25 protein-coding genes and 1 other annotated feature are annotated in these 24,540 nt (G+C 43.9%); of the genes, 3 read left to right on the forward strand and 22 right to left on the reverse strand.

The window, feature by feature from the left end; translation table 11 throughout:
- Position 1: 1 nt before the first annotated feature.
- From BLR65_RS08395 to trmL, 3 genes are read right to left on the reverse strand one after another with little or no spacing between them, the layout of a single operon-like run.
- Complete coding sequence (locus tag BLR65_RS08395) at positions 2-352, reverse strand: YlbF/YmcA family competence regulator (RefSeq protein ID WP_093793743.1); 351 nt, start codon at positions 350-352, stop codon at positions 2-4.
- A 54-nt stretch (positions 353-406) separates the two neighbouring features.
- Positions 407-1,270 (reverse strand): TIM barrel protein, encoded by an 864-nt coding sequence (locus BLR65_RS08400; RefSeq protein WP_093793744.1) that lies wholly within the window; start codon positions 1,268-1,270, stop codon positions 407-409.
- A gap of 26 nt (positions 1,271-1,296) precedes the next feature.
- Positions 1,297-1,755, reverse strand: a complete 459-nt coding sequence (gene trmL, locus BLR65_RS08405) for a tRNA (uridine(34)/cytosine(34)/5-carboxymethylaminomethyluridine(34)-2'-O)-methyltransferase TrmL (RefSeq protein ID WP_093793745.1) — start codon at positions 1,753-1,755, stop codon at positions 1,297-1,299.
- A 189-nt stretch (positions 1,756-1,944) separates the two neighbouring features.
- Between trmL and BLR65_RS08410 the strand changes: the two genes are divergently transcribed.
- Complete coding sequence (locus tag BLR65_RS08410) at positions 1,945-3,042, forward strand: PRK06851 family protein (RefSeq protein WP_093793746.1); 1,098 nt, start codon at positions 1,945-1,947, stop codon at positions 3,040-3,042.
- 63 nt (positions 3,043-3,105) lie between these two features.
- Here the strand turns inward: BLR65_RS08410 and BLR65_RS08415 are convergent, their stop codons facing one another.
- Both BLR65_RS08415 and BLR65_RS08420 read right to left on the reverse strand, forming a co-directional pair.
- Positions 3,106-4,749 carry a putative polysaccharide biosynthesis protein gene (locus BLR65_RS08415; RefSeq protein WP_093793747.1) on the reverse strand — a complete coding sequence of 548 codons (1,644 nt, stop codon included), beginning with the start codon at positions 4,747-4,749 and terminating at the stop codon, positions 3,106-3,108.
- Positions 4,750-4,826: 77 nt separating this feature from the next.
- The gene (locus tag BLR65_RS08420) at positions 4,827-5,360 is read right to left on the reverse strand and encodes a DedA family protein (RefSeq protein ID WP_093793748.1); all 534 of its coding nucleotides are present in this window, start codon (positions 5,358-5,360) and stop codon (positions 4,827-4,829) included.
- Between the two features lie 229 nt (positions 5,361-5,589).
- On the opposite strand from BLR65_RS08420, the gene BLR65_RS08425 reads away from it, so the two are divergent.
- Positions 5,590-7,206 (forward strand): SGNH/GDSL hydrolase family protein, encoded by a 1,617-nt coding sequence (locus BLR65_RS08425; RefSeq protein ID WP_093793749.1) that lies wholly within the window; start codon positions 5,590-5,592, stop codon positions 7,204-7,206.
- 32 nt (positions 7,207-7,238) lie between these two features.
- Here BLR65_RS08425 and BLR65_RS08430 read toward each other — a convergent pair whose 3' ends face one another.
- The 11 genes from BLR65_RS08430 to mobB form a co-directional block, all read right to left on the reverse strand.
- Positions 7,239-7,532, reverse strand: coding sequence for a DUF6809 family protein (locus BLR65_RS08430; protein ID WP_093793750.1), 294 nt, complete (start codon positions 7,530-7,532; stop codon positions 7,239-7,241).
- A gap of 564 nt (positions 7,533-8,096) precedes the next feature.
- Entirely contained in the window at positions 8,097-8,984 is an 888-nt protein-coding gene (locus BLR65_RS08435; protein ID WP_093793751.1) for a prephenate dehydrogenase, read from the reverse strand.
- On the reverse strand, positions 8,981-9,997 hold the full coding sequence (gene aroF / locus BLR65_RS08440; RefSeq protein ID WP_093793752.1) for a 3-deoxy-7-phosphoheptulonate synthase: 1,017 nt from the start codon (positions 9,995-9,997) through the stop codon (positions 8,981-8,983). The genes BLR65_RS08435 and aroF overlap by 4 nt, the downstream gene beginning before the upstream one ends.
- Before the next feature lie 43 nt (positions 9,998-10,040).
- Positions 10,041-10,288 (reverse strand) — a binding site (T-box leader).
- A gap of 74 nt (positions 10,289-10,362) precedes the next feature.
- Positions 10,363-10,638 (reverse strand): hypothetical protein, encoded by a 276-nt coding sequence (locus BLR65_RS08445; RefSeq protein ID WP_093793753.1) that lies wholly within the window; start codon positions 10,636-10,638, stop codon positions 10,363-10,365.
- A gap of 31 nt (positions 10,639-10,669) precedes the next feature.
- On the reverse strand, positions 10,670-10,918 hold the full coding sequence (locus BLR65_RS08450) for a TIGR03905 family TSCPD domain-containing protein (protein ID WP_093793754.1): 249 nt from the start codon (positions 10,916-10,918) through the stop codon (positions 10,670-10,672).
- 77 nt (positions 10,919-10,995) lie between these two features.
- Positions 10,996-12,627 (reverse strand): putative manganese-dependent inorganic diphosphatase, encoded by a 1,632-nt coding sequence (locus BLR65_RS08455; RefSeq protein WP_093793755.1) that lies wholly within the window; start codon positions 12,625-12,627, stop codon positions 10,996-10,998.
- 28 nt (positions 12,628-12,655) lie between these two features.
- Positions 12,656-13,144, reverse strand: a complete 489-nt coding sequence (locus tag BLR65_RS30815) for a MogA/MoaB family molybdenum cofactor biosynthesis protein (protein ID WP_093793756.1) — start codon at positions 13,142-13,144, stop codon at positions 12,656-12,658.
- A complete protein-coding gene (locus BLR65_RS30820; RefSeq protein WP_093793757.1) occupies positions 13,137-13,577 on the reverse strand; it encodes an MOSC domain-containing protein in 441 nt (146 codons plus the stop codon). The genes BLR65_RS30815 and BLR65_RS30820 overlap by 8 nt, the downstream gene beginning before the upstream one ends.
- 3 nt (positions 13,578-13,580) lie before the next feature.
- Positions 13,581-14,057, reverse strand: a complete 477-nt coding sequence (gene moaC, locus BLR65_RS08470; protein ID WP_342741374.1) for a cyclic pyranopterin monophosphate synthase MoaC — start codon at positions 14,055-14,057, stop codon at positions 13,581-13,583.
- 76 nt (positions 14,058-14,133) lie between these two features.
- Positions 14,134-15,114 (reverse strand): GTP 3',8-cyclase MoaA, encoded by a 981-nt coding sequence (gene moaA, locus BLR65_RS08475; RefSeq protein ID WP_093793758.1) that lies wholly within the window; start codon positions 15,112-15,114, stop codon positions 14,134-14,136.
- A gap of 16 nt (positions 15,115-15,130) precedes the next feature.
- A complete protein-coding gene (gene mobB / locus BLR65_RS08480) occupies positions 15,131-15,622 on the reverse strand; it encodes a molybdopterin-guanine dinucleotide biosynthesis protein B (protein ID WP_093793759.1) in 492 nt (163 codons plus the stop codon).
- Between the two features lie 290 nt (positions 15,623-15,912).
- Here mobB and BLR65_RS08485 point away from each other — a divergent pair, with 290 nt between their 5' ends.
- A complete protein-coding gene (locus BLR65_RS08485) occupies positions 15,913-16,578 on the forward strand; it encodes a metal-dependent hydrolase (RefSeq protein WP_093793760.1) in 666 nt (221 codons plus the stop codon).
- A 171-nt stretch (positions 16,579-16,749) separates the two neighbouring features.
- Here the strand turns inward: BLR65_RS08485 and ord are convergent, their stop codons facing one another.
- From ord to ortB, 6 genes are all read right to left on the reverse strand, one after another.
- A complete protein-coding gene (ord, locus tag BLR65_RS08490; protein ID WP_093793761.1) occupies positions 16,750-17,805 on the reverse strand; it encodes a 2,4-diaminopentanoate dehydrogenase in 1,056 nt (351 codons plus the stop codon).
- 44 nt (positions 17,806-17,849) lie between these two features.
- Entirely contained in the window at positions 17,850-18,938 is a 1,089-nt protein-coding gene (gene orr / locus BLR65_RS08495; RefSeq protein ID WP_093793762.1) for an ornithine racemase Orr, read from the reverse strand.
- A gap of 25 nt (positions 18,939-18,963) precedes the next feature.
- On the reverse strand, positions 18,964-20,337 hold the full coding sequence (locus BLR65_RS08500) for a GlmL-related ornithine degradation protein (RefSeq protein WP_093793763.1): 1,374 nt from the start codon (positions 20,335-20,337) through the stop codon (positions 18,964-18,966).
- Positions 20,338-20,533: 196 nt separating this feature from the next.
- Positions 20,534-22,735: a D-ornithine 4,5-aminomutase subunit OraE gene (gene oraE / locus BLR65_RS08505; RefSeq protein WP_093793764.1), complete on the reverse strand. Its 2,202-nt coding sequence runs from the start codon at positions 22,733-22,735 to the stop codon at positions 20,534-20,536.
- Positions 22,728-23,099, reverse strand: a complete 372-nt coding sequence (locus BLR65_RS08510) for an ornithine aminomutase subunit alpha (RefSeq protein ID WP_093793765.1) — start codon at positions 23,097-23,099, stop codon at positions 22,728-22,730. The genes oraE and BLR65_RS08510 overlap by 8 nt, the downstream gene beginning before the upstream one ends.
- Positions 23,100-23,113: 14 nt before the next feature.
- Positions 23,114-24,529, reverse strand: coding sequence for a 2-amino-4-oxopentanoate thiolase subunit OrtB (gene ortB / locus BLR65_RS08515; RefSeq protein WP_211285250.1), 1,416 nt, complete (start codon positions 24,527-24,529; stop codon positions 23,114-23,116).
- Positions 24,530-24,540 lie beyond the last annotated feature (11 nt).

Consider the following 24,540-nt stretch of genomic DNA (forward strand, 5'->3'; position numbering starts at 1 on the left):
ATTATTCTTTGCCAAATATATCCATTCCTTCGGCGACCGCATCGCCAATTATTTTGTAGATGTCAGCAGCTAACTGCTGAAAGCGCATATGGGCGTGAATAAAGTCCCTGGCTTGGGGATTCAAAACAATAAGCTCATACATCTTCTGTAATTCCTGAGATTTTTCTTTATCCTCCGGGTTACCGGCCATTAGATCATATTCTGCTGCCAGTTTTTTCTTAAAAAAATCCTGTACCATTTTTTTGCTGGCTGCATCCTTATCAAGATTTTGTTTAGCAGCTAAGAAGGCTTGATACTCGTCAGAATTTCTTAATGATCTCCCTAAGTCGTGAGCTTTATCATGCACTGTCATGAAGATTCCTCCAGTTCACCATCTATTTTATGCGTAAGGGTAGGTCTGTATACGCTAAAAATCCCTTTTCAACATACCGTAATAATAATCCTGCATAGTTTTAGCATCTTTAGCCTGGGTACCTGCCGACTCGCAGATAATCCGCGGGGAATACCCGCAGTCCGCAATAACAGCTACCAACGGTTCGTAAGGCGGGCCAAATGGATCGCCAAAACTCCAGTGCCGTTTCTCGCCTGCCCTGGTAAACTCAATAGGACTAAAATGGATATGCAGATTTTTTGCTGCTTCCGTTCCCAGTAACTCGCCAATTTTCTCAAATACAGCGGAGAATTCCGGACCTGTTGTATACAAACCGCCTGTCACGGCATGCAAATGACCAAAATCAACAGCTGGCCGAACCCTTTTATCCAGTTGACAAAATTCCAATACTTCATCAAGCGAACCAAGCTGATTTTGTTTACCCATAGTTTCCGGCAAAAGCAGCGGCCCTAGCAATCCTTGCTTGTCGGCCGCTTCTAAAACCCTGACAAATAAACGTTTAGCCCGCTCCATGGCCTGACGACGGTCAGCGCCTTTGCCAGGGCCGCCAATGTGAAACACAACTCGGTCAGCTCCCATCCATTTCGCTACCTCCAGGGAGCGGAGAAAATGTCGCATGGTATTAGCTGCTGTCGTCTCATCCTCGGTCGCGAGACTAATATAATAAGGGGCATGAATACTAAGCTTAATAGCAAATAGCTCAGCCTTCTGACCAATTAATTCAGCCGTTAACTGCCTGATCGTGACCCCACGGCTACACTGATATTCGTAAGCCGTAAGCTTTTGGGCTGCCAACCATTCCGGCATATCTGCCGAGGCCTTAAAACCTGTTTCATAGAACGCATCCGGGTTACCCGCCGGGCCAAATTGTGCAAACATGATATCACCATCCTAACGGCTAAACCCTACCTAAGTCCAGGAAACTCCTGTTGTCTAAGCGCTTCATACACAGCAACCGCCACTGAATTCGACAGATTGAGTGACCGGGCATCCTCAATCATGGGAATGCGAACACAGTTATCCGGATATTTGTTAAGTAGCTGCTGCGGTAAGCCGGCAGTTTCTTTACCAAATACCAACAAATCGTCGGCTTGGTAAACGATATCGCTATGGCGTTTTCTGGCTTTGGTAGTGTTAAAATAAAAATTATGTCCTGGATATAGTTGTAATACTTCGGCGAAGTTTTCGTGGACATGTACGCTGACTAAATGCCAATAATCAAGACCGGCCCGTTTTAAATACTTGTCCTCAATAGAAAATCCCAGAGGTTTTACTAAGTGTAATTCACAGCCAGTAGCTGCACACAGCCGGGCAATATTTCCTGTGTTACCGGGAATCTCCGGTTCTACCAGTACAATATGCATCAAAATCACTCCCAATATACGAAGGTAAAAGGCTAAAGTAAATTCTATTCTACACGCAAAATGAAAATCCTACTCTCGAATGATCCAGATAAAGAATGTCCTGCAGTTTTTTTATGCAGTTTGGAAATACTCGCATAGCCTGCATCATACATTATAAGGAACGCTAGTATTACAAATGGGAGGATAAAAATGGCTGGAGAAAAAATCAGGCATATGTTCCCTGGTGGTAATACCCCCCAAGGCTTTTTCTCGTATTATGATTACATAATACCTTTTGATGCCGCAAGAATTTTTATATTAAAAGGCGGGCCTGGTGTCGGCAAATCAACATTTATGAAAAAGATTGGTCAAACAGTTGCTGAACGGGGATACACGATCGAACATCATCACTGCGCAAGTGACCCAAATTCGCTGGACGGACTGGTTATCCCGGAGCTTGGCGTTGCTTTAATTGACGGAACCTCTCCGCATATTGTGGATCCAAAGCATCCGGGCAGTGTTGATGAAATCCTGAATCTTGGCGAATACTGGAATGAAAAGAAGCTGGTTGATAACAAGGCTGAAATATTAGCCTGCACCAAAGAAATCAGCAAGCGTTTTCAGCGGGCCTATCGAATGTTAACCGCCGCCAAAGCTATCTACGATGATTGGGAGGCCGCAAACGGCGAGGCCATGAATGTTAACCTGGCCAATCAAAAAACAGCAGAGACTCTCGAACAGATTTTCGGCACCATATCCACCAGCGGCTACGGCAAAAACCGCAAACTTTTTGCCTCAGCCATTACACCGATTGGTCCGGTAAACTATATTGACTCCATTATGAGCGGTATGGCAAAACGCTATATCATTACAGGCCTCCCCGGTACAGGCAAAGCCACTTTGCTGGCTAAAATAGCCGCTACAGCTATCGCCAAAGGATTGTCGATTGAAACCTACTATTGCCCCCTTGATCCGTGTAAAATAGAACACATCCTTATTCCTGCCCTGGATACCGCTCTCATAACTTCAACTCCGCCGCATAATCTGCCTTTCGGTAACGCTACGGCGATTATTGATATGAATGATTGTCTGGATTCAAGCATTATCGCCCGCTTAGAAGCTGTTATTGATTATGACCGGGGAATTTTCTGGGAACTGTTTAGTAAAGCAGGCGCCTACATTAATGAAGCTAAAAAGCTACATGATGAGCTGGAAACATACTATATACCCAATATAAATTTCAGTGGTGTAGATACTCTTAGAGTAAAAACTTTGGCACGAATCGCCGGCTATACAGCCAAACAATAGACATTAGCCAAAGAAGCTTTGCGGGATTTTTCCACAAAGCTTCTTTACTATTTTACTTATTATTTACCTTTCGGATTTACATTTTAATAATCCTAGCTTTGTGAATAATCGGGACAACCGCAAACCCAAAAAGGGGATTCTCCGGACATCATTTTCTGTCAGTCCCCCAAGCATTAACAGGACGGCAGCGTAAATAATACCTGCCAGACAAATTGCGAACAGAGTGGCTATTGCATCACCCACTCCATCCCTCACCATTAATTGATAAATAACATCAATACTTGCCGCCATAATAGCGGCAGCAAGAATACTTTTCCATAATCCCCGCAGGTCCATGCGGAAACCGGTATATTTAGCAACAAAATACAAATTGAGTAGAGCCGCCACACCAAAATCGGCGTTAGTTGCCCAGCCTGCACCTTGTATTCCCAAAGCCGGCATAGCGGTTAGATTCCAGTTTAACAGTACTTTGGCCGCCGCCGCAATCCCCATGTTGATAACCGGCAATACAGTATAACCCATCCCCTGTAAAACGCCGGTTGTTACCTGATGAATACCCAGCAGATATACGCCCCAAGAAAGTACTCTGACTACTTCCCCTGCCGCCGGCGCATGATAAACAAAAGCGGCAATTGGTGTCCCCAAGACCCATAGACCGGCAACCGCGGGAATTGTAACGATAGTAGTCAGGCGCATAGCCGTTACCGCTCGTTCACGGATCTGACCGGTATCTCCTAGGGATTTAGCCTCAGACACAGCGGGTACAATACTGGTGGCCAGCGCCGCCGTTATAATCGTGGCGAGATTAACTAACGGGACCCCCATACCCGTCAAATAACCAAATAACTCCGTCGCTTGTTCAACGGTATACCCGGCTACCTCAAGCCGTGCAGGCACAATTAACAGGTCAAGATTTTGCACCAATGGCAGCATGATGCTAGCCAGCGAGACCGGCAGCGCCAATACTACAATACGCCTTACAATGCTGCCCGCCGGTTCATGTATGTACAGTTTAGGCTTTTCCTGGGGTAATTCTTGTTTACATTTTCGCTGCAACCGCCAATAGTAATAAAGCAATACACCCAGTCCGGCTGCCGCACCGGCACCGGCTCCCATACTTGCCCCCCCGGCGGCATACTCAATGCCTCTGGGAAGCAACCAAACAGCAAACAACAGCATGGCTCCCACGCGAAATAATTGTTCAACAATTTGAGAGACAGCGGTAGGAGTCATATTCTGCCAGCCCTGAAGATAACCGCGAAAACTGGAAAGCAAGGTAACCAATAAAATTGCCGGCGATAATGCCAGCAAAGCATAATAGGCCCGCGGATCCCGGATAACCTTGTATTCAATCAACCACTCGGCGCCAAAGTAGACTAGCGTACTTAAGGCAATTCCGGTTGCAGTAAGAATCGCCAGCGATAAATAAAAAACCCGGTTAGCCCCCCGGTAATCCTGTAAAGCTACCTTTTCAGCCGTAATGATGGAAATAGCCACTGGAATACCGGCACTCGACAGGCTAAGAGCCAATAAATAGACAGGAAAAGCCATTTGATACAGGCCAATCCCTTCCCCACCCAGCACACGGGATAATATAATCCAATTAAGTGAGCCGATTACTTTTACAACCATTCCACCAATCGTCAGCACAAGTGTTCCCTGAAGAAGACGGTTAGGCTTACGTTTTATATCGTCCTGCTGCTTCATAGTTTTACACAATTCATCCCTTCACAGAATCGGACTTAAGCTCATTATACTATTCATTATAATAGTAGCAGTTTTATTTAGCTAGATTGTTGTGTCCGGTTCTTACGCAAGTAATATACTGCGGCAGCTACAAGCACAGCGACAACTACCAGACTAATCTCATGTCCCATCGCGTTTAAGTCCCGCCAGTTTTCCCCCAGCGCCTGTCCGGCGTAAATTAAAGCCACAGTCCAAGGGACAGAACCCAGCAAAGTATAGAGGATAAATTTACCGGGATTTACCCTGGCAAATCCGGCCGGCAATGAAATAAAGGTACGGACAACCGGCAATAACCGGCTAAAAAAAGTCGCCTTCAAGCCATAACGGTCAAACCATTTTTGGGCAGTATCAATATGCGATTTAGACAGCAATAGATATTTTCCATACTTTTCAACAAAAGGCCTTCCACCGTAAAAACCTACCAAATAGGCAACCACAGACCCTATTAACCCGCCTGTCACCCCGGCAATAATACTCAGAGTAAAATCAAGCTTGCCAAGGTAGACTAAATACCCCGCAAAACCAAAAATGAGTTCACTCGGTACAGGTATGCATGCACTCTCCAGCGCCATACCGATGATAATACCGGTATAACCCCAAAGAGCAATATAATCTACTACTATTTGAAAAAACTGTTCCGCAATAATCGCCTCCTCTGTCTTCCTATTCTAACACGATTAGATAGAAAACTGCAAAAAAACCGCTATTCATAAAACAGCGGTAAATGATCATAGTTTGTATTATAAATAAAATATGGTAATATAGTAAAGAGTGAAACTATGTTTTGGTAGGTGTAAATTTTTGAAACGATTTTTTTTTATTGCTGTTCTAACAATCGCTATGCTTTACATTCTGGAAGTTTCGGAAGCGGTTGGACTAAATAGCTTTAAACCTAATTTAGAAGTTAACCATATAGCTAACGAATATATTTTAAAATGGCAACGGGTACCTTATTTTGCTTATTACGAGGTGGAGGCTTTAAGTATGCCGCCAACCGCTGATAACCTGAAGAGCGACGGCAGTCAACGCATTGCCATTTACCGAACATGGAAAAACCAATTGGCAATTGACGAAAATTTTCCCTTTCGCACCTACTGGCGGGTGTCTGCCCAAACCATATTCCATACACCTTTGGGAAAATACTCCGACTATGTGAATTTAGCGGAAGCCAGCGGCAGTACGGTCAAAGATTTCGACAAAGTCAAACCTGAGCCTACTTCGCTTTATCCTGCTGCCGCTCCTGCCTCCATCCGGCCAATGCTCACCTGGAAACTTGTGCCCGGTGCCGTATATTATGAGCTTGAGTTTCTCACAGAACCACCGGAAAATCCTAATGAAATTTCTTCTTCTGAGAAGCAGCTGCGCTTAACCCGCGAAGTTTTTACCAACGGCTATAATGCCGATTTGGCCTGGTATAACGGCAATCATATTTTCTGGCGGGTACGCGCATTGAATCAAAAAGGCAATCCTTTGGGCGTCTTTTCCGATGCGACTGAAATTTGGATTGATCACAACCTTATCCCGGTAATAAAGCCCCTCCCCAATAATCATCAACCGCCAAACCTGCCTGCGCCTCTCTATCCCGCCTATTCCTGGATTCCCGTATTTGGCGCTCTGAGCTACGAAATCGAGCTTACCAGCCAGCCACCGGAAAACCCCGATGGTATTGAGCCGTCCGTATACCGCATTTGGAGCAAAACAGTAACAGGCTTAACTGACTGTTATGATGATCAGCCGCGGATTACTCCCGGCAAATATTATTGGCGGGTACGCGGTATTGATGCTGCCGGCAATCCGGTCGGCGTCTATTCGGACGCCACTGAATTTACTGTCGATTTAACCCGCGGGCAGTATGCAGCAACCTTTGGCGACAGTATTACCCATGGCGGGGGAGCAATCTCCTATTCTCCTGCCGATTTTGACTACAGCTATCAGACTTATCTCCATTTTCCCGCTGTAAATCTAGGTAAAAGCGGTGATACCTCAGCGGCTATGCTGGCTAGATTTGACCAGGATGTGCTCCCCTTTAAACCAAAGTATTTAATTATTCTCGGTGGCTCCAACAGCCTGCGTGGCGGCGTTCCCGCCGAACAAGTAATTACCGAGCTTTCAGGCATTCGTGACAAATGCCTGATTAACGGTATCCGCCCCATCTTTCTAACTCTGCCGCCAATTAATCCTGACGCAATTAGCGAAGCTTTTAATGAGGAAACGGTTTCCAATTGGCGGACTGAGTTTGACACTGTCAATAATTTTATCAAACAGCAACGCTATTTTATTGACATAGAACCTTACCTGGCCGACAGTAACCGGGAACTTCCCGATTATATGGCAATTGACGGCTTACACCTCGATATTGAAGGCAAAAAGCTAATTGCCCAAATAATCAATGCCAACTGGACCAGAATTATTCGCTAAATTTTAAATTTGTCCCCCGTATTTTCCAGTATTTAATCTTCTCCACGTACAAGTTTCTCCTTTTCGGTCAATACTTCAATCATGATCAATGCGCCCAGTCTAAATCCGTACAGAAATGATTCGGAGGCTTCCATCGAACTTGATTGAGAATGCAAATCCAGCAGGTTATCCAGTTGATTGTAATCATCTTCTGGAAGCTTCTTTTGCCACATTTCTAACGTGTCAGATATTCTTTTGTTTAATGGTCGGTATTCGGGGGCTTTTGGAAAAATCAATTCAGCGGGATATATATTGCCGTTATACAACTCTTCCAAAATAGACTTCATATTTCATCCACCTTCTTTCTGTTTTGGAATATACCGAGCGCAGTGCTAATATTCGATAACGCTTTCCCTGTGAAAATTGCCATTTGTATATACCCCCCGTTATTTAGGCCGCCCGTAAACTTGCCGTCCGCGCGGCGCCTTTTTGGGGGGAATTTAAAAGCCGCCTGTGCCAGGTATGCTTACCTACACAAGCGGCTTGATTTCATACTTTGCCATCGTTTGGAGACTTTGCTCACTTGTTTTGAAGCAAAACTCCCCGTGCTGTGATGCTTGCGGAAAGTCGCACAGCTAATCGCCACGCACAATTTAAAAAATACCCAAACATACCTTTGCTTGTACGAGAAGAAATAATTGGGTATAATAAATATTGTCGTCGTGGACAGTTAACTGTTACGTGTAGGTGGTCGTGCACCTGCGCGTGCCTGAAAGTGGTGGTGCACTTTCAGGACGCGGCGACATTTAAATTCCCATCCATTTTTAATTATAGTGCTTATTGTAAATTTTGCAAGAGATTCCGGCGGATATTACTGGAATTTCCTTTACTAATTTGTTTGTGGACCAGCGTTATTCACTGAATTGCTGTTCAAGCCGCAGCAACGCGTCGCGCCGCGCCTTGGCATTGGCAAAAAAGGCGTGAATGCTGTTTCTGTCTTTTTGCCGAATTTTTTCGGCTACGTCGCTTATGATTTGACTGAATTTGTCCAGGCTGTCGGCAATGGGCTCGGTATTGGTCATACAAATATCCGCCCACATATCGGCATTGGAAGAGGCAATTCGCGTTGTATCCCGGAAACCGCCGCCAGCCAGCTTAATGCTGGTTTCCTGATCTTCGGAATACTGGAGTAAAGTTACCAGGGCAGCCGCCCCAATATGAGGCATATGACTGATTAAGGCGGTACACCGGTCGTGCTGAGCGGCATTCATTTGCGTTATTCTGGCTCCTGTCCAGCTAATCACCTGGCATAATGTTTCCATAGCCCGGGAGTCGACCTTTGCATCAGGTATAACAATATACCATTTATCACGAAAAAGTGTACATTCTGCGGCTTCTATGCCGCTTTTTTCACGTCCGGCCATGGGATGGCCGGGAATATAATGAACTTCCCGCGGTAACACTGCTGCGATTTTTTCCATCAAATAAGTTTTGGTACTGCCGGTGTCAGTCAAAATAGCGCCTTTTTTTACATGGAATGCTATTTCGCTTATATGTGCCGCTATTTGCAGTACCGGCGTACACAAAAAAACTATATCGGCATTTTCTACACCGGTTTTATAATCGGTAGTTATCAAGTCGGCGGCCCCGCACTGTTTGGCTATGGTTAATGCTAATTTATTGGTGTCAATCCCGACAATCTCTATATTGGATCCCTGAGCGGCTTTGATAGCTAAACCAAGTGAGCCGCCAATTAACCCCATGCCGATGATGGCAATCTGCTTAACAGCCGGTCTCATGCCATTTTCCTGCCCACTACTGCAGCAATAGCGCCCACTTCATTCATTAACGCCTGGAAGTTATCCGGAGTCAAAGATTGATTGCCATCTGATAACGCTTCTGCCGGATTAGGATGAACTTCAATCATCAAACCGTCGGCGCCGCCGGCAACAGCCGCTTTGGCCATAGGTCTGACCAATTTCCACACGCCCGTACCATGGCTGGGATCAACAATAACCGGCAGATGGCTCAAATTTTTAAGGACTGCCACCGCACTTAAATCCAGTGTGTTGCGGGTGTAATCCTCAAATGTCCGGATGCCGCGTTCACAAAACATCACATTAAAATTGCCTTCACTCATAATATACTCGGCAGCATGCAGCCATTCGTTGATTGTTGCCGCCATACCACGCTTTAACAGCACCGGCATACCGCTTTTGCCCACTGCTTTTAAAAGTTGGAAATTTTGCATGTTGCGGGCCCCAATTTGCAGAACGTCCGCATAGGCACTTACTGTCGGAACAGACTGGATATCGACAACTTCGGTAACGATCTTGAGTCCGGTTACAGCCTTAGCCTCCGCCAATAGCTCCAGTCCTTTCTCTTCCAGCCCCTGAAAAGAGTAGGGCGAAGTCCGGGGCTTATAAGCCCCCCCGCGTAAAAACTGGGCACCGGCCGCTTTGACAATTTTAGCTGATTCCAGCAGTTGTTCCTTGCTTTCCACCGCACAGGGACCTGCCATTACAACCAGGTTTGCGCCGCCAACCAGGATACCGCCAATATCAATGACCGTATCTTCATTTTTAAATTCCCGGCTAACCAACTTATACCCGGCAGTAACAGCAATTGTCTTTTCCACCCCGGGCATGGCCTCCAGGGGAAGCTGGGCCATAAGTTTTTTCTCGCCAATCAGACCAATGATTGTGCGGACTTTTCCTTCCGATAGATGAACCTTCAAACCAGCGCCGGTTACCCGGGCCACTACATTGTCAATTTCAGTCTGCGCAGCGGCTGGGCTCATTACAATAATCACAATTATCGCCTCCGTGTAAAAATATAAAAAGCCCCGTCCCCCTAACAGGGACGAGACTTGTGCTCGCGGTACCACCCTGCTTGCTTAAAATTAGCAAGCCGCTTTCTTCAGGTACAGGTTATTCCGATACCCTAGCCTCTGATAACGGTGGCCTCCGGCGCAGTCTACTGGAAAATCGTTCAACCTGCTGCTCATGGGTGTATTTCAATCAACACGCTTACCGGGTCGCACCATCCCCCGGCTCTCTGAAAATAGCATAGCTGATTTACTTATCCCCTTCATTGCATTTATATATGCTGTTGACAAAGACTATAGCACGATCACATTCCTTTGTCAAGGAACCAAAACCAAATTAATTAAATACATTATACAGTTCTTTTGTAAAATCTAAGATTATACCAGGCTTCTCCCTCAGCCGGTAATTGTTCCCAGCCTGCCTTCGTTAATTGGTCCACTAACCCTGCCAGCGCTTTTTGATGGCGATTATTTTTTTCATCGGGGGTAAAGGAACATGACATAATCTCAATTTTAGCCGACTTCTTGATGATAGTATCCTTAATTCGTGCCTGGAACTCACCAATGTCACGGGGAAATATCCCCCAGCGCTCGCCGGTAGTCTTATAGATAATTTCACACTCCATGATAATGCCCCCTAAATTGCGGCTGTCCGGGCTACTCCTTGCCTTTTAACTCCTCCAATGCTTTCGCCAACTGGTCAGGACAGGAAGTATTCTTATCGCCGCATTTGATTCCTTTCAGCTTACTGATAACCTCTTCCACTTTCATTCCTTCTGCAAGCCGGCTTACACCTTGCAGGTTACCGGAACAGCCTGATTGAAACTGAATTTTTTTTACAATCCCTTCTTCGACCAAAAACTCGATCTTTCTGGCACATACACCACTTGTTATGTAAGTATTCATTCCAGTCCACATTTCCTTCCCATATACGTAGTATGATAACATTATAGCATACTACTTATGCAGACATAATAATTTCTTTATAGCCGGCGAACAGCGTCGATCAATGGCGGCACAACCTGTTTTTTACGCGACATAACACCCGGCAAAAACCAGCTGCCGTCTGACCGTCCTGGGCCGAAAGCAGTGGCAATAAGCCCTGACGGCTGACCGTAAAACATCAGGTAGGTTGCCTCATCCAATATGCCTGTAACCAGCAGTATCGCCATATTATACTGTTCCTTTATACAGATTGCCTGCAAAGCAGCCTCGATCTGGCTTTGCTGTTGGAGCACGCTTTCGGGGTCCATAACAGAGATTTGACTGATAGCAACATAATATTCGCCAATCTGAAATTCTTTCAGATCGGTGGCAACAATATCGGCCGGTGTCAGCTTGTCAATTACCGAACCGGCTTTTAGCATCGCCATTCCGAAATCCTGAATAGAAAGTCCGGCGATCTGGGCCAATTTATTAGCCGTATCATGGTCTTTCGCCGTTGCGGTCGGCGACTTAAAAAGTACGGTATCGGAAATGATGGCAGCCAGCAAAAGACCGGCTAGTTTCTGAGGGATAGCTACATTCCTGTGCCAGTGCATATTGGCTACAATCGTAGCTGTCGATCCCACAGGTTCATGTCTGATAAAAATTGGCTCACTGGTTTCAAGCCCGCCTAAGCGGTGGTGATCAACAATTTCAACAATTTTTGCTTCCTCAATGCCATCCACTGCTTGCGAGCGTTCATTGTGATCCACTAAGATAATCTGATCGCGCTCAGGGACGATCAGTCTGTCACGGTCAATAAGTCCCACCAGTTTTCCTGCCTGAACCACAGGATAATTACGGTAACCTGTACGAATAATACTGTTTTTTATGTCAGAAACCATATCATCAGGCTTAAAGGAGGTCACATTCGTTTTCATGATTTTCCGTACCGGAATGCTCTGGTTGATCAACCGCCCACAGGTATAGGTATCCTGCGGCGCTTTTATAATATAAGTACCTGCCGTCCGTGCCGCCCTTACGACCTCGGGGGCCACTGCGAAATCGCCGGTAACAATCAGGCAGGCCACACCGATCTCAATACAGGCAAGCTGAGCGCTGGTGCGGTCACCCACTAACACGATATCATCGGGCTGAATCACTTTAGCCATAGTCTGCGTACGGGAAGCAGCGATTTTAACATGTCCTTCAATTCTTTTTGACAACTCTCCACCGCATACCAAAGTTCCGCCAAGGCACTGTAATATACCGGCATAGTCGACACCTGTTTCCCGCAAATCCTGCATGCCCAGTTCATTAACATATCGCTCTGCCAAATCACTGACAGTAACGATGCCCACTAAGCTTTTGTCACTCTCAACAACCGGAATAGATTTCAAATTATGCTCTTTAATAAGCTGACCAAGCTTCCGCAAGGTATTCCAGGGATGAATAGCGATTGTATTCTCATGCATGACATCTTTTGCGCGCGGGTATAAATCCAAAATCAGTTCAGGCGGCTGCACGCCAAAGACATCCAATACATATTTGGTCTCCGCGTTAATTTTACCAGCACGTGCCGGAACTGTATGCTCGCCCAAAGCCGTTTTTAGATGTGCGTAAGCAATTGCTGAACAAATAGAATCCGTATCCGGATTCCGGTGGCCGATTACATAGATTGGTTTGGACAAACTGTTCTCAACTCCTATACTTTTTGAACTACGACCTGGCACATTCACCAGCCTCTCCCTTCATGATGGCTAAGCCATGATCCAGCGCCGGTAATATAACTTCTAAACATTCCCGCACACCTTTGGGACTGCCGGGAAGATTAATGATTAACGTTCTGCCGCGCATTCCTGCTACCGCGCGGGACAACATAGCCCGTGAAGTTTTTTCCAATGACTTGGCTCGCATTACTTCGGGAATACCGGGAACTTGTCTGTCAATTACGGCCAACGTGGCTTCCGGAGTAACATCGCGTGGGCCAAGGCCAGTACCTCCGGTCGTAAGGATAAGATCAATTTTCAAATCATCGGCCATTTCTATCATAGCCTGGCTAAGGGCTTCGCGCTCGTCGGGGACGATGACATACCGCTTGACCTCGCCAAGCTCAGCCATAACTTCGGCGATGGCCTTACCGCTCAAATCCTCGCGCTCGCCGCGTGAGCCCTTATCGCTGGCTGTAATAATACCGATACTATACATTTTCAATCACCTCCAGAATATCTCCTGTTGCCACCTGTCCACCTGTCACTACAATGGCAAATATCCCTTCTTTAGGCATAACACAGTCACCGGCCTGATAATAGATTTTGCAACGATTATGGCATACCTTGCCAATTTGACTGACTTCCATCAAGACCTCACCAATCTTTAGTTTTGTGCCGATTGGCAGTGAAGGCAGGTCAATACCCGCAGTAGTTAAATTTTCGGCAAAGTCACCCGGATGCACATCAAGACCTTTTTGCCGCATCTTTTCGATACTTTCCAGAGCTAATAAACTTACCTGCCGGTGCATAAAGCCGGCGTGAGCATCCCCTTCCAGCCCCATTCCCGGCAACAATTTTGCTTCCCCAACATTTTTTTTGCGTTCACCTTTATTTTTGCTGGTGCATACTGCTACAATCTTTCCCTGCATGCTTTAATCCTCCCTTACAAAATTACCGCTTTTTCCACCCGATTTGGCCCGCAGCCGGATATATTCAATCGTCATGGCCTTATCTACCGCCTTACACATATCGTAAATCGTTAATGCTGCGACAGATACCGCTGTCAGTGCCTCCATCTCTACGCCAGTCTTGCCGGTCGTTTTAACTATAGCCCGAATATCAATAGCATTGCCTGCATCGTCTACAGTAAATTCAAGATTAACCCCTGTTAACAGCAACGGATGGCACATGGGGATTATATCCCATGTCCGTTTGGCCCCCATTACGCCGGCGACCTGTGCGACTCCCAAAACATCACCCTTACCCAGGGCTCCCTGCTTCACCAGTTCGAGGGTAGCAGGCTTCATAACAATCCGTCCTTCCGCCACTGCTTCCCGTTTTGTTTCGTCTTTGACAGTTACATCTACCATACGGGCTTTGCCTGCATGATTAAAATGGGTTAATTCCACTATGATTCCCCCTTCTGGAGCTAGCAAATTTCGTCTTAGCAACTAACCGGCAAAAATAGCCCAGCTTCACCAATTATCATCCGCCTATCTGCGACATCTTCCGGAAAAATTGAGTCGGCTCAGCGGCATTTGTCAGCGAATGCTCCTGTGGTTTACTTTTTATAACATGATAAAAAATCTCCGCAATTTCGTCATCGCTGGCGCCATTGCGCAAAGCGCTTTTTACGTCAACTTCTTGATTGGACAATAAACATGGTTTAAATTTTCCATCCGCAGTCAGCCGAATTCTGTTGCACACTCCGCAGAAATGGTCGGAAAGCGGTGTAATAAAACCAAATGAGCCTGGGGCCTGGGGCAAAGTGTAGTACTTGGCGGGACCGTTGCCGTAAATATCCAAAACAGGTTTTAATACTCCCCGCCCGCTGGAATTAATCGTAGTTTTCACCTCATCAATACTTGGACCAGGGCCGATTTGAACTTCTCCTATCGGCATATATTCAATAAATCTGACCGCTATGGGCGTGCGGTGTACTAGATCAAGGAAATAGGCAATATCCTGTTCGGTTATTTGATTAGTTAGCACAACATTTAGTTTTACCGGTGTTAGTCCCACGGCTAAAGCAGCCTCAATTCCTTCTAAAGTTTGAGCCAACTCCCCCCCACGGGTAATCTGGCGAAACCGTTCGGGATTGATCGTGTCAAGACTGATATTGACGCGGGTTAAACCGGCAGCTTTTAGCTGAGCGGCCATCGGCGCCAGCAGACTGCCATTTGTCGTCATGGACAAATCGGTAATTGTTTGCAAGGCGGTAATGTTGCGAATAAACTCAATAATACCTTTGCGGACAAGCGGCTCCCCGCCGGTAAGGCGGATCTTATTAACTCCACGATTGCTAAGTATCTTTATTATCCGTAGAAATTCTTCATAGGATAGAATTCCTTCATGGCTGAGCATTTTTACGCCCTGTGTCGGCATACAGTAAACACAACGAAAATTACAGCGGTCTGTCACAGAAACCCGCAAATAGTTGATTTGACGGTTATGACAGTCATACATAGCAATCAGTCCTTTACTATTTCGATTTTAGTACACTTGCTTCTAAAAAGTCCGCCATGGCTGCCGGTTCTTCCAGGGAAAAATGGGGAATTGCATCATAAATTACGGTATCAGCTGCTACAGCCAGAAGTTCCGTCTTAACCCCCAAGGGATCATGGCCGGCCGCCTGACGGTATATTTCAATTTTTGCTTTTTTTTCCTGCTTGTAGCCTTCGGTAAAGATGATGTCAACATCGCGAATGAGCTGGATCACCTGATTCAGCGGCACTTCTTGTTCAGATTTTTTAATCAATGCCATTTTATGAGGGGAAGTCAGGCATACTACATCCGCACCGGCCTGAGCATGCCGCCACGTATCTTTGCCTGTCTGATCCATTTCAAAATCCTGGTGATGATGCTTGATAACCGCAACTTTATAACCTCGCTGCTTCATTACCGCAATTAACTTCTCCAGATAAGTTGTTTTACCACTGTTTGACCGCCCTACTACAGATATAACCGGGATCATGATTGTCGCTCCTTTTACCTATATATAATACGCAATATAACCCCCCGGACATTATGCCAAAATAGCGAAAACCAAATGACGATGATCGCTACTTACACTATGACAATAACGGGCTTTATTAATTTCACACATACTTACTGCAATATTCCGTATATTTGTAGAAACTTCTCCATTTTTAGCTGATTAACCTCCTCTTAAAATTAACTTTCATGATTTTTTCTTCAGCTAGCAGGAATTTTATTACTCTCTTGGGAAAAATACTATACTAAAAATTATTGGGAGGTATAATAATGGCTAACTTAACTTTTTATGGTCATGCCTGTTTTAGTTTATGCGCAAAAGATACCACATTATTATTTGATCCGTTTTTTACCGGCAATCCGGTTAATCCTGGTAATCCGGCCGAAGTCAGTTGCAACTATATTCTGGTCAGCCACGGGCATAGCGATCATCTTGGTGACACGATAGACATAGCTAAACGCACCGGCGCAACCGTACTGTCCACTGCTGAAATCGCCTCGCTAGTCGGTCAGCAGCAATGCGCCAATATCAGCATGCACTTGGGTGGTAAGCGTACCTTTGATTTTGGCTATGTAAAACTAACGCCCGCTTTTCATGGCGCCGGTGTTCCCGGCGGACACGCCGCCGGTTTTATTGTTAATTTTTTTGGCAAAACAATCTATTTTGCGGGTGATACTGCCCTCTTTGGCGATATGGCCCTGCTGGGCCGTTTAGAAAATATTGATTTTGCCTTGCTGCCCATCGGCGACAACTACACAATGGGCCCGGAAGATGCGGTTGAGGCAGTAAAAATGCTCAAGCCGAAAACAGTAATTCCTATGCACTACAATACCTGGCCGGTTATTGCTCAATCACCAGAACTATTTAAAGAAAAAGTAGAAGCACTTTCCATTTCTGTACAAATTTTAAATCCGGGACAAACCATTACCCTGTAAAAAAAGCGACCATGTCATATTTATAACTGAACTGCTTCCACCTATTCTTTTAAAAAATAATCTTAAATAAGCCTTTTGCCATTACTGCTGGTAAAAGCCTTCATCATCTCGATATATTTATCAAAATTGCCGGCATCAAAAGCTGATACCGGCAATTATTGATTCACTATTTTAATCCAAAGCTTTCACAAGATCTCTAACATCACCAATAATCGCTCGGGGAATTGGCAAATCAAGCATGGTTTTTAGTCCCGGCTCGGAGTTAATGACAAGCGGAACCATGTTAACACAGATAGCAATAGTCGCAATTCCTCCCGGAATTTCCGGTTTTATCTGAAGATTCATATTTGGCGTGCCATTAACAGTAATATAGTCTCCTGTTTCAATATTTTCTAATTCAGGTTTAATTTGTTGCGGATGTTCCATCGTAATAAATGTTTTGCCATCAAAATCAGCATATCCAAGCTGTCGGCAACCTGCCACATCACCGGCATTGACTGAAACAATATCCGTTGCTCTTGGTACTTTCGTCAGAATTGGTTCTTTATCTTGCCGGATATTATTCATTTTGATGCCAAAGGCTTCCTCAAACATTCCGAAAGATTGCAAAAAACCAATGTGACCGGCAATGGTTTCATTTTTTACTCCCTGAATAAATTCTTCCGGCTTCAGACCAATTCCCTGTTCTACCATAACTGCCTTACCAAAACAGGCCAAATCATTAATTCTTTTCACATTAAGGCTTTCCACTGTATCACAGACTCCGGTAAGCATAATTACTACCAAATCCATAATAAAACCGGGATTTACACCTGTGCCGAGTATCGAGACTCTATTTTCCTTAGCAATTCTATCCATTTCATCAGATAATTCAGGGTCAACTACACGCGGATAGGACATTTCTTCTGCCGTCGTAACAATATTCATGCCAGCTTCCGCTGCCATCTTAATCTGAGGAAATACAACTTTTGTAAAAGAAGCTGTCGCCAAAAGACAAACATCGGCAAAACCTTTTTTTATAACATCTTCGGCATTTTCGGTAACTGTACAAGAATTATCTTCGTTCGCCGCAATTTCTAATATTTCATAAAGCTTTTTACCGACTTTCTTAGGATCCATATCAATAGCACCGACAATTGTAAAACCTTTTTTACCTAACATCATTCTGGCAATGCCGCTTCCCATAGAACCTAATCCCCAAACAACGACTCTAACTTTTCTTTTCATTATAACTCCTCCTAATGATAAATAACTAATTTAAAATCATATAACTATGCACTATAAGCCTGTTCATTTTTATAATATTTTTTTACATAAGGTGATGTCATTGCAATCAACAGACAGCCATAATCAACGTTAAATTCTATTACGTCACCAATAGTAAATTTTTTCTTGCAATCAGTCACATCAAGAATCAAATGGTCGCTACTGGCACCGAAAATATTTATATCTTCATCAAGGGGTGTTAATCCGTCTACCTTTATATCCTGTCTACCTATGGCAACAATCGCCCGTTTCCTTATCCCCTTATCCTCATAATGCGGCTTCCTGCCAAAAGCATCTACACCAATGTTCCCTATTGGAATTGTTGGTTTATCTTTCAGTTCCACAATTTGACCTTTAATAATAAACGCATCTTTGTAACAATTAGGTATAAGCTGCCCGTAAGAGGTTTCCCTCCCTAGCATAATGGCTTCACCAATTCTCAATTGATTAATTTCCCGAGGAATTGTATGATTGATCACCATGTATAAGCTACTGGAATTCCCCCCTGAAATGATCGGTACTGTAATTGAAAATTTCTCTTCTATATCTTTTTTTAATTTAACGAGCATCCCTAAATTGTGTTTATCAGGAATTACCGCCCCGTAACAAGTCACATTTGTCCCCAAACCAAACAAATGGATATGCTTCATTTGTAATATTTTTTCAACAGTATCCATAACATCCTTTATCAATACCCCTTCTCTTAAATCCCCTACATCAACCATAAGAATAATGTTATGAATTTTATTTAACCTGGCGGCCGCTTCCGCTAATTTACTGATGGTACTAATCTCGGAATTAAGACTGATATCACTATATTGAACAACATCATCGATTTCACTTAGCATCGGAACTCTCAGCAATAGTTTCGTACAATTTAAATCCTGTAATTTCTTCAAATTTTTCATTCTGGAATCGGCAATTTGCGTAATTCCGGCCTTAAGAAAAGCTTCTACAATTGGCTTTTGGGCACAAACCCCTTTACTAACAGCACCTATATCAATGTGTTCGTTATGACAAATAGCTTTAATTTCACAAATATTATGGATTATTTTCGCTATATCGATATCTATGCATGGATATTCCTGCCTCATAATTCCTCTCCCTTTTCAAAAGCACTTATACAACTGCCGCCTCCATAACCTTCGCTATCCCTAAACTTTGCATTAGCAATGCCTGCGAGGCAGCTTTATTTTCTCTGCTTAACACTCCGGCACAAGCCATAATATAGTCTTTATCCAACAAAACTTTAGCGCCCTTTCTCGGCATCATTGTCACATCTTCCTTCAAATACCTTATCGCCGTCAGTATTGTCTCGCCGCCCGGAATTCTTGTCAGGGCCCCGCCTGTGCCCACTATATACTTCACTTGGGATAAATCTTTGCCGTACGCAATAAAGCCGCCATCACCGTCATATTTTCTTTTAAGCGTACCGGCGTGTCTTTTCAGGGCAACGTCAACCGCTTTTTTCGTTAATAAGCGGCTTGCTGCAATATCTTCTTTCTCAATGGGGATCGCTGTAATGTGCTGCGCGATATATTCTTTTGAAAACCCTCCCAAATCCCTGATATCAAGCAGTTCTATAACATTGTTACTGTTTACAAATACCCCTAGGTCACCCTCTACCGTTCTTTTAGCTTTGGGCTCAGGATTAACCAGCATATCTAATATAGCACTGCTTCCTTCAGTAACGGAGTGAACATCTGTCGTTGCTCCGCCAACATCAAACACCAATAAATCCCCCAGTAAGTCATATAACAATTTAGCGCTTTCCATCACCGCGCCCGGTGTTGGCATAATACTTCCTGTCACCATCTCTTTGATATGATTCATTCCCGGGGCTTTTACAATATTTTTTTCAAACACTTCCTGGATTACTTTGCGTGCCGGTTCAACATTCAACTCATCTACACTGGGGTAAACATTCTCTATTATATAGAGTTCCTGACCTTTGAAGATTTCCCTTATTTCTTCTTGGTTGGCAATATTGCCGCAATACAATACCGGCTTATTAAATTGTTCATTACTGATTAATTCAGCATTATATAACGCTGTTTCTCGTTCACCATAGTCTGTTCCGCCGGCAATCATGATCATATTAGGATTGATTTCATATATTTTTTTCAAATCACTTTTTCGCATTCTCCCGGACGTAACCATTTTTATTACCCCACCGGCACCTAATGCCGCTTCCTTAGCTGCTCGGACAGTCATTTGCCCCATCAACCCATGAACAGTTATTTTCAAGCCTCCGGCCGCACTGCTGGTAGCGAGCATTTTGCCCCAGACAAGCGGTTCTTTTAGCTGATTTTCAATCTCGCGTATCGCCGCTTTTAGACCAACTGTTACATCACCTTCTAAAACTGTAGTGGGGCCTTTTCCTTGAAAAGACATATCAATAAAAAATCTTCCTTGTTTATCCTGTTTGGAACTAAAGGCTGTGACTACCGTCGTCGTGCTGCCAATTTCCGCCACTAAATAATCAACTTTCAACTTTATTCCCCCCTATCTATATACAACGTGCTAAAGATTTGTGCAGGCGGGTGGTGTGTTGGCAAAAGCGGAAGTCAAACGCCAGTGGTGGGGCGTTGCCAATACACCATCCGCCTGCGCCCGCAAAATTCAATGCGGAATATATAGAAGGTTACCGCCTCATTCTAAACAGGCAAATTTCTAAATATCAATACTTTTATTTTTCGTTGTCCGCTACACCCATTAATTTCTTAATAATGAATGATGCAACATCAGTACCGTTTGATCCTCTGCCAAATCCGACATCCATTCCATTGGCCCTTGCTATCTCGTCAGTAACTTGTGTACCTCCGGAAACAAGGATGATTTTATCTCTTACTCCCTTTTCAATACAAAGGTCATTTAACTTCTTCATATTTTTCGTATGCACGTCATTATGGGTAATAACTGTACTGCATAAAATAGCTTGTGCCTTCGATTCTATCGCGGCATCAACCAATTTTTCCAGCGGGCATGAAGTGCCTAAATAAATTGTCTCCATTCCAAACTTTTCAACACCGCCGTGTTTAATGTCTATTACTTCTCGTAAACCGACAGAGTGTTCATCTTCCCCAACTGTCGCCGCAACAACCTTGATGGGATGCTCTTTTACATAATCTTTCATGACTTGATTAGGCAGTACTTTTCTACGTTTGGGAAGCACTAGTTCGTCCCGTCTTACAGGCACAAAGTCACAAATTCCTTTAATTTCAACAAGTGTTCCCTCGGCTTTTTGCAATACTTGCTTATGCACAAGCTCAACATCTTTCAAATTCATTCTCTTGCCCATTTCCAAGGCTGCAGCTTCACTGATTTGTTCATTTTCAGGAATACATAAAGTAACCTTTACATACCCGTCTTTGGCCCATTGCACTTCGGGAAACACCGTACCATCTTCTTTTACCCGCTCCATTCTCTTAAACACATTATCATTGTCATCCAATTCATCAATATATTTAATTTTAGAATGATTGCATAATGTGCATTCACGAATGGGATCACAAGGTTTTTTATACTGACTGGGCACATGGTTATGGCCAAAATGAGCGCAAACCGGTGCGAAATAGTCCTCTTCTCGCTTTACGATGGTATCAACAGCATCACCACCATCCATTTTTCTGGCGATACCATCTCCATTTCTTTCCGGATACAAACCAGAATCCACAAAGAATCCTGCAGCAACCGCTTTAAAATATCCGCCTACTTCCAGCATTTCTTCTAAAAATAAGACTGCTCTTTCTTGAATCTCCCTGGATTTTTCCGGTAAATAACCGTTTCTTTTCAGTTCTATCATATCCATTAAGCCGTCCATGGCTATAAATGACTGTTTAGCTGTATTAACAGCATGAATGTTGTTATAATGCCACGGTACATTTCTTCCTTCATCAGGAGTTATTGTACTTTGAATATCTGCTGATGTTAATTCCGAAATCAGCAAATTCAATGTATGCCCAACGGTTGCTTCCCGTTCACACGACTCAATATATTTCGTGTTCATTTGCGCTCTCATTTTGTATTTTCTAAAAAACTGTCTTAGCGCCACAGCGTATGGTAGATCATATCTCATACACGGAGCCGGCGCTGATGTCGGCGGTACCGTGGATAGAGAAATATTTTCCGGTTTCATCCCCACCAATTCAGAGAACTTGGCATTAATGGCGTGCTGCACCATCAATTCGGGCATTACATTATAGCCCTTCATGGCGGTGGCATTGGCATTATGCGCCCCATCAATTTGCAGCATGCCTGCCCAAGCCATTATTTTCTTGGCCACAGCGGCATCGACAAACGAGCGACACATATTAATATTTCTGTATAGCACATTATATTGCGGATCCTGGTGGGCCCCATTAACACCTTCCTCAGCAAACATTACGGCTATATCGGGACCTGCCACACCGGAAACATAAGAATGAAAATTAATTTTTCTACCGACTTCTTCTTCTATTAAATCAATCGCTTTTCTTGTTGCTCTGACTTCTTTTCTCGTAATAGGTACCCCGCCGATTCCTTCCGGCGTTCCTTCGATTAATCCATCATAATGACTCTGGCCGGCCGTTCTAATCACCATCAAGTGATCGGCGCCATGCCAGGCAGCCATTCTCATTCTTCTTAGATCGTCTTCAAATCTGCCGGAAGCAATTTCCGTAGTAATGACCGGTAACGGTTGCGGATCTATATTTTCAAAACTTCTTGCCGCAGGAAGTGGTTGACTTTTCTTTAACGGAGTTGATATTTCACGATAAGTAAATTCGCCGGCTTTTCCATTGTCATATTTTTCCCGCCAATGCCATCCTCTCCATTTTGGTTCATATTTATCTAAATCTTTTAATACCTCTTCTACCATAAGTTTTTTATTTTCATCCAGCTTTTCAAGCATTTTTTTCACCACTTTTCATTTTTTCAACAACCTTATCCCAGCCTATCCCTTTCGCCAATTCAGCACCGGCTTCAAGATAATCTATCTTCTTTAAATCAGCATAAGTCAAAATAACGTTTCCAATCCCTTTTCCCAGCAGATTCCATTTTGCACCATACTCTACTAACGGCTTAGCTTCCAAACTGGAAAACCCCATTCGCAGCGCAACCGAGCGCTCAATAGCCGGTGATGTATGCGTATATGCTAAATCAACAATCGGTTCTACAATCTTTTCAGTTAAACTCCAAAACCTTTCATACAATTGTTCATTTGTCAAATTTTTTAAGTGATGTCTACTTTGTTCAAAATCATCTGTTCTCTTCATAACCTAAACTCCTCCTATCCAACTTGAATGTCACGCTGTACTAATACTTTTAAAACTTCTTGCTTATCCATTTTGGTTTCTTCCGATAAAAACTTCACATCTATTTCATTAAGTTTGTTATCATGCACCTTTTTGAGAGCGTTATTGATATAGGAATTTCGTAGCCCCGCTAAATCCACATCTTTTACTGAAACAATCGATGGATGTGACGGAATGACAATGTTTTTTCCTGGAATTTGATCTTGGGGATCTCCGACAAAAACTCCAATCCCATTTTCTTTTGCAAAATTCAATTGCGGGATTAAATGTTTTCCCGCTCCCGTATATTCTGTTTCTTGGACAACGATGATATCATCATCCCCATATTCCTGCGCAATTGCAAAGGCAGCCGCCAGCGAGGTATTGCCGGCAGGCCCTCTTTCCATTCCTTCCAGTTGCGCTAATATTTCAGTCATCCAAAATACTTCACCCTGTGTAATCGTTACATACCTGTCTAAATATCTTAATGGTCTTGCCGCACTTCTCGGAACATCAGATCGGTCCGGATTGGTTACAAAAGGAATCCCAAAACCGGTATGTCCTGTTGTAAATGATTTCTTATTGAAAGCTATATCGGAGGCCATATGCAGACCGGAAAGATCAACTGAAGCACCTATTATGCTAGTACTGGCAGCGTCAGCCTTAAAAAGTCCTCTGGCAGTACCAGTAACATTTCCGCCGCCGGCATGTGTTATAACAACGGCCACCGGATCTTTACCAAACTTTTCTCTACATTGTTCGGATATTTCATAGCCTAACGTTTCAACGCCCGCTACGCCAAAAGAAGAATATAGGGAAGCATTATAAAATTCCGTATCATCAAGAACTTTTAAGAAAGCATAAAATAATTCAGGTCCTACGGTAAGCCTGATAACTTCTGCCCCGTAGCTTTCGCATTTTCTCCCTTTCTCAAGAATTTCCGGCTGCCCAACTTTCCTTGAATCATAACACTCGTTAGCAATAATACACTTAAGTCCCCGAATATTGGCTTGCGAGGCTACGGCAGCGCCATAATTTCCGGAAGTAGCTGCGGCAACTCCTTTATAGCCTCTCTTCATGGCGTCGTATACCGAAATAGACGCTCTTCTATCCTTAAAACTTCCTGACGGATTGCAGCTTTCGTCTTTTACACAAATCCTGGCGGCTGTTCCCGTCTTAGATGATTTCCTTGCTAATGTAGTAATGTTTTTTAATTCCAACAATGGTGTATTGCCTACGCCAACTTCCTGTTGTATTGCCTTTACGTCCTGCAGACAGTAACCGACATCTCTCATTAAACCTTCATAGTCAAAAGCGAGTTTTCCAGTTTCATATTTATCAAAATCAATTCCCACCGACTTAAGCATAATTTCATTTTTTTTGACCATAAACTTCTCATATTCATTCATCATGTAGACCTCCC

It is taken from the genome of Sporomusa acidovorans (genome assembly GCF_900101845.1).
Lineage (GTDB): Bacteria > Bacillota > Negativicutes > Sporomusales > Sporomusaceae > Sporomusa > Sporomusa acidovorans.

Excerpts from the sequence above, each read along its gene's own strand:
- BLR65_RS08395 (WP_093793743.1), bottom strand. The coding sequence starts at position 352 with ATGACAGTGCATGATAAAGCTCACGACTTAGGGAGATCATTAAGAAAT.
- BLR65_RS08400 (WP_093793744.1), bottom strand. The coding sequence starts at position 1,270 with ATGTTTGCACAATTTGGCCCGGCGGGTAACCCGGATGCGTTCTATGAA.
- trmL (WP_093793745.1), bottom strand. The coding sequence starts at position 1,755 with ATGCATATTGTACTGGTAGAACCGGAGATTCCCGGTAACACAGGAAAT.
- BLR65_RS08410 (WP_093793746.1), top strand. The coding sequence starts at position 1,945 with ATGGCTGGAGAAAAAATCAGGCATATGTTCCCTGGTGGTAATACCCCC.
- BLR65_RS08415 (WP_093793747.1), bottom strand. The coding sequence starts at position 4,749 with ATGAAGCAGCAGGACGATATAAAACGTAAGCCTAACCGTCTTCTTCAG.
- BLR65_RS08420 (WP_093793748.1), bottom strand. The coding sequence starts at position 5,360 with ATGGCGCTGGAGAGTGCATGCATACCTGTACCGAGTGAACTCATTTTT.
- BLR65_RS08430 (WP_093793750.1), bottom strand. The coding sequence starts at position 7,532 with ATGAAGTCTATTTTGGAAGAGTTGTATAACGGCAATATATATCCCGCT.
- BLR65_RS08435 (WP_093793751.1), bottom strand. The coding sequence starts at position 8,984 with ATGAGACCGGCTGTTAAGCAGATTGCCATCATCGGCATGGGGTTAATT.
- BLR65_RS08445 (WP_093793753.1), bottom strand. The coding sequence starts at position 10,638 with ATGGAGTGTGAAATTATCTATAAGACTACCGGCGAGCGCTGGGGGATA.
- BLR65_RS08450 (WP_093793754.1), bottom strand. The coding sequence starts at position 10,918 with ATGAATACTTACATAACAAGTGGTGTATGTGCCAGAAAGATCGAGTTT.
- BLR65_RS30815 (WP_093793756.1), bottom strand. The coding sequence starts at position 13,144 with ATGTATAGTATCGGTATTATTACAGCCAGCGATAAGGGCTCACGCGGC.
- BLR65_RS30820 (WP_093793757.1), bottom strand. The coding sequence starts at position 13,577 with ATGCAGGGAAAGATTGTAGCAGTATGCACCAGCAAAAATAAAGGTGAA.
- moaA (WP_093793758.1), bottom strand. The coding sequence starts at position 15,114 with ATGTATGACTGTCATAACCGTCAAATCAACTATTTGCGGGTTTCTGTG.
- mobB (WP_093793759.1), bottom strand. The coding sequence starts at position 15,622 with ATGATCCCGGTTATATCTGTAGTAGGGCGGTCAAACAGTGGTAAAACA.
- BLR65_RS08485 (WP_093793760.1), top strand. The coding sequence starts at position 15,913 with ATGGCTAACTTAACTTTTTATGGTCATGCCTGTTTTAGTTTATGCGCA.
- ord (WP_093793761.1), bottom strand. The coding sequence starts at position 17,805 with ATGAAAAGAAAAGTTAGAGTCGTTGTTTGGGGATTAGGTTCTATGGGA.
- orr (WP_093793762.1), bottom strand. The coding sequence starts at position 18,938 with ATGAGGCAGGAATATCCATGCATAGATATCGATATAGCGAAAATAATC.
- oraE (WP_093793764.1), bottom strand. The coding sequence starts at position 22,735 with ATGCTTGAAAAGCTGGATGAAAATAAAAAACTTATGGTAGAAGAGGTA.
- BLR65_RS08510 (WP_093793765.1), bottom strand. The coding sequence starts at position 23,099 with ATGAAGAGAACAGATGATTTTGAACAAAGTAGACATCACTTAAAAAAT.
- ortB (WP_211285250.1), bottom strand. The coding sequence starts at position 24,529 with ATGATGAATGAATATGAGAAGTTTATGGTCAAAAAAAATGAAATTATG.